Origin of the sequence: Tenacibaculum soleae, from assembly GCF_001693415.1 — a bacterium.
Classification (GTDB): domain Bacteria; phylum Bacteroidota; class Bacteroidia; order Flavobacteriales; family Flavobacteriaceae; genus Polaribacter; species Polaribacter soleae.
Map to the genome: position 1 here is coordinate 1 of NZ_MAKX01000045.1, position 6,662 is coordinate 6,662.

The following is a 6,662-nucleotide window of genomic DNA, read 5'->3' on the forward strand; positions in this document are numbered from 1 at the left end:
TTTTTCTTAATTTAATTTTTTCTTTTCCAACAATTCCACTTATCCGAGGTGGTTCAGTACAAATATTTACTTCGTTTGTCGTAAAATCTCTTTTTTCAATCCACCATTTTGTTTGATAACAATTTTTGATATTTCTATAAAATTTAATTGTGTCGGTTTTAAAAAATATTTCGCTATTTGTTCTCCATATTCCATTCAATTCCTTTTTCTTAATTTGAGAGAAAGAGAAGTTGGTTAATAATAAAAAGCCTATTGTTAAAACAGTAATTTTCATTTGTGGTTATATGGTAGGTAACGTGTTTGTATATGGTTTGTTGCGTGGTTTAAGCAACTAATTTAGTAAATAATTACCGACCAAGAAAGTCCGTGAGGACTTTCGTAAGTAGGCAAGAAGCCAGCAATAAATTATATACGGTGTTGGCAGCCGTGCTTTTTTATCTATAATATAATCATTAATACAATGGTTATTATCGTCAAAATTGTAGCAATTATAATTCCCCATTTTTGCCATTCAAATGACTTTTGATCGGAATCGTCACTATTTTCAATAGTATTTTTTTTACCAATATTAATAGATCCATTTTTATTCGAAAGATTTTTAGTTTCAAATTTATCTCCCATTATAATTTCATTTTTTATGTGTGTTGGACTTTCTGATATTTTTTCTTTCGCAGAGTTACTGTAAAGTATTTTTGTAGGAATAGAATATCGAACATTTTTGCTGTTTTCTTTAAACCCTTTTAAAGCATCTTCAATACTGTCAACCTCTATTATTTTTGATTCAAATTTTTCGAATTCATTTTTGTTAGAAATATTGAAAAATTCAAATAGTTCTTTGAGTATCTCATCTAAAGAACTAAAAATTAGTGCTAAGCTTAAAAAATCAGAGTTTGTTTCGTTTCGAAACTGTAAGTATTTTTCTTTGTAGTCTAAAACCTGAAAAACGTCTTCTGACTCAAAGTTTCTTTTGAAATTTGAAATAACTCCAATATTACTATTCCAGATACTTGAATAAGCTTGATCTCCAGACCAAATGTTTAATTCTTTTAATCTATTTGTTACAGGTAAGTATACATTTGAATTTATTGTTTCAAAATCTTTTTCAATTATTTTCTGTAATTGATCAAATTTCTGTTTTTCAATGAAATTCTTATTTGGTTCAAGTTGGTTTTGTTGTTCTTTTATTTTTTTAAGATAGTTACAAAGTGGAATATATTTTTGAATATAGTCTTCTTTATTTTTATCCAAAAAATCTATGAATTTGAATATTTCTTTTATTTTTTCTGGAATCATAGATTTTTATTTTTGCATTGCTGCCAACGTATTTGTGTATGGTTTCGTTACGGAAAAGAGCGCAGCAATTTTCCGAACTTAAACCAAAGATAGTAAAAGTGCGAGGATTTTCTGCAAGAAAATCCCCCGTAATGAACTATACACGTTGTTGGCGTTTCGTAGTTTACGTTTCTGCTTTTTTCGAGTTCTATTTTTAAGTAGCTAAAATTCTCAAGTATTTTTTTCTTTTTATTCAATATTTAGATTTCGAGTAAATTCTTATGATTTCAATTCCGCAATGTTGCTAAAACTCATTTTTTAATTCTCGAAATACTCTCTTTCTTTTCATAACGATTTTTCGTAACATTAGATTCTACAAGATTTTTCTATAATTATAAAAATATTCTTAAAAACTAAATTATTCTCTTTTTAGCGCAACGATTCCATATTTATTTTGAAACTAGACGAGATTTTTCTCGATTTAGTATTTCTGGAATTTAGGAAATCAATTCTCATAAAAGCGCAAATGTTATTCAATTTTTTAAAGTTTCAATAAATTACATTTATCTTAATTTTCTATAAAAAATAGAATTACTTTTCAATAAAAATATTTTCTAAAAATTTCGATTTCTATGAGCGCCAACGGTTTTGTATATGATACGTTGCGTGGTTTAGCACGTAATTTAGCAAATAATAACCGAATAGAAAATCCGCGAGGATTTTCGTAAGTAGGCTCTCACTAGCAATGGATTATATACGTTGTTGCCCACAGTATTTTATTCATTCAATTCGTTTTCAATTATGTCAAAAATTTCGTCATAAGGTTTTTCTCCAAAATATACATTTGTTCCTTTTTTATCTCTGCTTGAACGTGTTATTTGACTTCTTGGATTACCGCTAAATTCAGCTTTTTCTTTTTTATAGATTGTTTTGGTTTCCTTGTCAACAAAGTTTATTTCAGCTATCAGTCTTTTAGCAGGACTTCCGTCTGTGTAACTTGCTTCAGAACCTCCACCAACTGATTGAATCCAAATGATTGTATTTGCTTTAGAAATATCTTTTGTGTAAAATTGATTTATATAATCAGCTTTTGAGAAAACATAATCTGTTTTCGAATATTTGGATACTTCACAAGGATGGTCGAGATGAGATTCAATTACAAAGAATTTATCAATTTTATGTGTTCCATTATTGGTTGTAAAATCAGAGCAATCAAAGTTGGCGAAAAAATCTACAGTCGGTTTAGTCCACTTTTCAATTAGTTCTTTCTTTTCCTTCTCTTTTTCTCTTGGTGTACTAACAAAATGGTCGTAAAGAGCCCAAATTCCGATAATTCCTAAAATTATAGCAGCACAACCTGGTGGCATTCTATTATTTGACATAAGCTAAAATTTTCTTTTCTGGAATGACACTAATTCCTCGTAGTTTGATGATTTTATTATATCTTCTTTAAGTTTTTTAAAAAACTTTTTTTGTTCTTTTCGAGCTTTTTGAAAAGTCCTAAATTGCGTAAATTGAAAAATACACAAAAAGAATAATCCAATAAAGGCAAGCGCAAAAATTAGCATAAGAAAAGTTCCGTCAATGGTTTCTCCAAATGGTAAAAGAATTACCACAAGCCCCAAACAAATTAAAAAAGCTGTGGATTCTCCTTTATGTTCTTCGTAATAAGATTTCGGTTCTGGAAAATCCAAATACGGTTTTGAGTCAAAAGATTTTTTTAAATTCACATAGGTTTCTCTGTCAATGAGTTTTCCATTGAATTTATAAACTTCATATGGTATTCTGTAAATCATTTTCTGGTTGGGTTATATTGTGGGCAACGTGTTTGTATATGGTTTGTTGCGTGGTTTAAGCAACTAATTTAGTAAATAATTACCGACCAAGAAAGTCCGCGAGGACTTTCGTAAGTAGGCGATAAGCCAGCAATAAATTATATACGGTGTTGGCGTTTCGTTATTTTTTCTTCATCACTTCAATTGCTGTATCTAATAAATCTTTGGCTGTGTTCATCATAGTAGTATCATTTTTCATTTTATTCGACTTTTTATTTGTTGAAGGTGATTTAAAAATACGTGATACAGAATTTACAATTAATTGGTCCTTAAGAGTTTCTTCTGTTATTAAATCTGAATATGCTTTTATAGTCAAGGCAACTGCTGATTTAAAAGCATATTCTTCTTGAAAATTCCTTTCTTTATTGTATTGAGCAATTGCGTAAAATAATAATAAAAAGAAAGGTAAAGATTTTATTGAATTAGTTATTAATCTTACTGTGCTAATTTCTGTAGGAACTTCTCCTAGATAACCAAATGCATTTGTGAAAATAATTAAAATTGCTCCAAATGTTAAAATAGCCATAGCTATAACTATCCAAAGCCACTTGTTAACAGGGTTTTCAAGTTCTCCTTTTCTTTGTTTAAAAGTTTCAAATAAAGAGGCTCCGACTTCGCGACCAATAAGTTCGTCAAGATAATTATTTCTTTCCTCAAAAAAAGCTTTCTTATCTTCTATAAACTTTAGTTTTTCTTCAAATTCAGCTACTTGATATTTACTGTCCTTTATTTTTTCGTTTAAAGAGCTTTCTAAATTTGAAAACCTTTCAGCCTGATTGTCAAAATTTACCTCTTGTTTTTCTATTTTCTTTATTTGATTCTCAAGATTTTGGTTTTGTTGTTGTAGAATACCATTTATTTTTTCATTTGTAGATGTACTTGAGTTCAAAAGTTGAGCAATCTGATTATTATTTGAATTTGAGGTTTGTAAGTTATTAGTGATTTGCTGTAACTCTTTTTGTTTTTGAGATATGAAACTTTCTAAATCTTCCTTTTTTAAATTTAACTCGCTAGTTAGTTCTTTAAAATTAGTTCCATATTTTTCAAGTTGTTTGGCTATTAAATTCAATTGGTCATTTAGTTCTACAATTTTAATTTCATTAGGTTTATGAAGTTTTCTTGTTGATTTGTCCCAAAAACCATTTGCTATTTGATAATAGACTAATCTATTTATAAATCCAGTTGTGTTATTTAGGTTAGCGTGGTTTTTTACTTTTAGTTGAGCTATAATTTGTTTAAAGTCATTTGTTAAATTCCCATTGCCGTATTCATTTTGATAATTATATTGAAAAGGTAGAAAAAATCCGTTATCGTTTAATTCTATTTTGAATTGTTTAATTAATCTTTTTAATGTTGAAACATATTCAGGAACATTAAATTCGCCAATCTTGATATTTTCTATATCTTGATTGTTAAAAACTTCTGCTACTAAATTTTCAATTTTCAGCTGTTCAATCTCTAAAAGTTGTGCCTCAATATTCTTTATTTGTGTAATATTCATTTTCGTAGTGATTGGTTTTTAATGAACGCCAACGTGTTTGTGTATGATTAGTGGCGTGTTTAAGCAACTAATTTAACAAATAAAAACCGAATAGAAAATCCGCGAGGATTTTCGTAAGTAAGCCAAAACTAGCCATTAATTATACACGGTGTTAGCTGCAGGTTATTTTATCCAAGAGCCAAAGTTTTCATAACCTTTATCCTTATTCCATAAATACGTTTTGTGTAAATCAGAAAATTTGACAAATTCATTTTTCTTTAATGGTTTTGCTTTTGTTAGTTTAAAAGTGGACTTATTGTCAACAGCTGAATATTCAACCCATTTACCATTTAAATATTCAAATAAAGTAATATGAGTTCCCGAATCATTATATCTATAACCTATATAGCTGAAAGGATTTTTTCCTAAGTTTTTCGTTTGCTTATTTTTATCTCGAATTCCGTTGATGTGAACACCGATAATATGATTGCCTCTAACAAACGACTTAAAAATCTCATACCTTACCCAAGGTCTTTTATATGTTTCTGTACCAATTAAAACACAAGTATTTGAAGTGTTTTTTAATCCTGAATTAATCATTCGTTTCAATGCTATGAAACCTTCTTTTTTAGCCTTTTCCCATATTGATGCATCAAAAAAACCAGCAACTTCTCTATTCGGTTTAGTAACCCAATGTTGTCTAACAACATTTGCTCTAAATGATTTTACATCATCGTAATGAAAACTGAAAAATACTCTTTTAGCCATTTTTTAATTTATTACAAACATTATTATTAAAGTAATAGCAGTTAAACCTCCATAAAAAAATAAAAGTGCAACTGAAAATATAGAAGAAAACCAAGTGTTTTTTTTCTTGTCAAATGGTTTAGCATTCATATCAAAGTCAATATTCGTTTCTTCCTTTATTTTTACAGAGTTGTATAATCCACGATATTGTCTTTCTAAACTTAAATAATAAGCATCAAGTAACCAAAAAATTGGTGTTGATATATAAGTAATTATTACATAGCTTATATCTGAATCTTTGGCAGCAAAAGCAAATAGAGCAGCAATTAAAGTTACAGACCAACCTTTCAATAGAAAAGAGTTCACATTCATTCTGGTTATAACTAATTGAATAAATTCTAAATGTTTTCTTTTATTCTCCATAATTTTATTCTTTTATCCATTCGTGCAACCATTTTGTAGTTCCGTTTGGGTATTTGATTCTGAAAATATTATCATAAATTTCATTTCCGTTCTGAATAACGGATTCAATTCTAGGATAAATTTGTAAATATTCGTTTCCATTCCAAGTTCCTCTATTTTCAGAAAGTGGTAAAATTAGAAGGTTGTCTTTTGAGAGTTTAAAAGTATCACCAATACCTAATTCCCAATTACACCACTTTGAAACTACTGCTTCGTTAGTGGCAAGAAGTATAAATTTGTCATTTGTGATAATTTTTGATTTAATTTTTAGAGCAGTTTCTCCACTGGTTTTTTCAGGCATTCCATCATCCATCCAATCTACATAAATAGAAACATTAACACCTTTAAAAAATGAGATTACTTCTTTTATTAGGTTTTTGTCCTTGTGAGAATGAGATAAAAAAATTCCAATTTTTGATGATGTCTTTAACTCAACTTTGGCTTCGTTGAAAACAGAATACAGGTTTTTTCCTCTCGAAGCCGCTTTTCTTTCAGCAAGGTTTAAAAATTTATCTTTTGTAAATATTGGCATAATTTTGAATTCGTAATGTTGCTCTAACTTGCAGCTAACGTTGTTGTATAAGATTAGTTGCGTGATTTAAGTACTTTAGTTAGCAAATAAAACACAAATAGAAAGTCTGCGAGGACTTTCGTAAGTAGGCTAGATGTAAGCAATTAATTTTATACGTTGTTGTAAAATCGTACTTTATGTTAGACTTCGATTGAAATATTAACTTTTCCTCCAAGTCCTTTTTCTACGATGTCAAATAATGTTTTTAAAGTCAGATTACTGCCATTATTTTCCACACGAGAAATGTAAGTCCGTTTTTTGTCAATTATAATGCCAAGTTGTTCTTGAGTCAGAT

9 protein-coding genes are annotated in these 6,662 nt (G+C 28.7%); all 9 read right to left on the minus strand.

The window, feature by feature from the left end; genetic code table 11:
• Window positions 1-274: hypothetical protein (locus BA195_RS14080; protein ID WP_141677731.1), on the minus strand; the 274-nt coding region annotated here is incomplete at its 3' end.
• 164 nt (window positions 275-438) lie between these two features.
• A complete protein-coding gene (locus BA195_RS14085; protein ID WP_068706539.1) occupies window positions 439-1,293 on the minus strand; it encodes a hypothetical protein in 855 nt (284 codons plus the stop codon).
• 755 nt (window positions 1,294-2,048) lie between these two features.
• Window positions 2,049-2,654, minus strand: coding sequence for a hypothetical protein (locus BA195_RS14090; protein WP_141677732.1), 606 nt, complete (start codon window positions 2,652-2,654; stop codon window positions 2,049-2,051).
• Window positions 2,655-2,657: 3 nt separating this feature from the next.
• Window positions 2,658-3,068, minus strand: coding sequence for a hypothetical protein (locus BA195_RS14095; protein WP_068706541.1), 411 nt, complete (start codon window positions 3,066-3,068; stop codon window positions 2,658-2,660).
• Window positions 3,069-3,228: 160 nt separating this feature from the next.
• The gene (locus BA195_RS14100) at window positions 3,229-4,608 is read right to left on the minus strand and encodes a hypothetical protein (RefSeq protein WP_068706542.1); all 1,380 of its coding nucleotides are present in this window, start codon (window positions 4,606-4,608) and stop codon (window positions 3,229-3,231) included.
• A 162-nt stretch (window positions 4,609-4,770) separates the two neighbouring features.
• Window positions 4,771-5,355, minus strand: coding sequence for a TIR domain-containing protein (locus BA195_RS14105; protein WP_068706543.1), 585 nt, complete (start codon window positions 5,353-5,355; stop codon window positions 4,771-4,773).
• A gap of 3 nt (window positions 5,356-5,358) precedes the next feature.
• The gene (locus tag BA195_RS14110; RefSeq protein WP_084443243.1) at window positions 5,359-5,757 is read right to left on the minus strand and encodes a hypothetical protein; all 399 of its coding nucleotides are present in this window, start codon (window positions 5,755-5,757) and stop codon (window positions 5,359-5,361) included.
• Window positions 5,758-5,761: 4 nt separating this feature from the next.
• Window positions 5,762-6,328, minus strand: a complete 567-nt coding sequence (locus BA195_RS14115; protein WP_141677733.1) for a TIR domain-containing protein — start codon at window positions 6,326-6,328, stop codon at window positions 5,762-5,764.
• Window positions 6,329-6,507: 179 nt separating this feature from the next.
• The coding region (locus tag BA195_RS14590; RefSeq protein ID WP_141677701.1) for a helix-turn-helix domain-containing protein at window positions 6,508-6,662 on the minus strand (155 nt) is incomplete at its 5' end.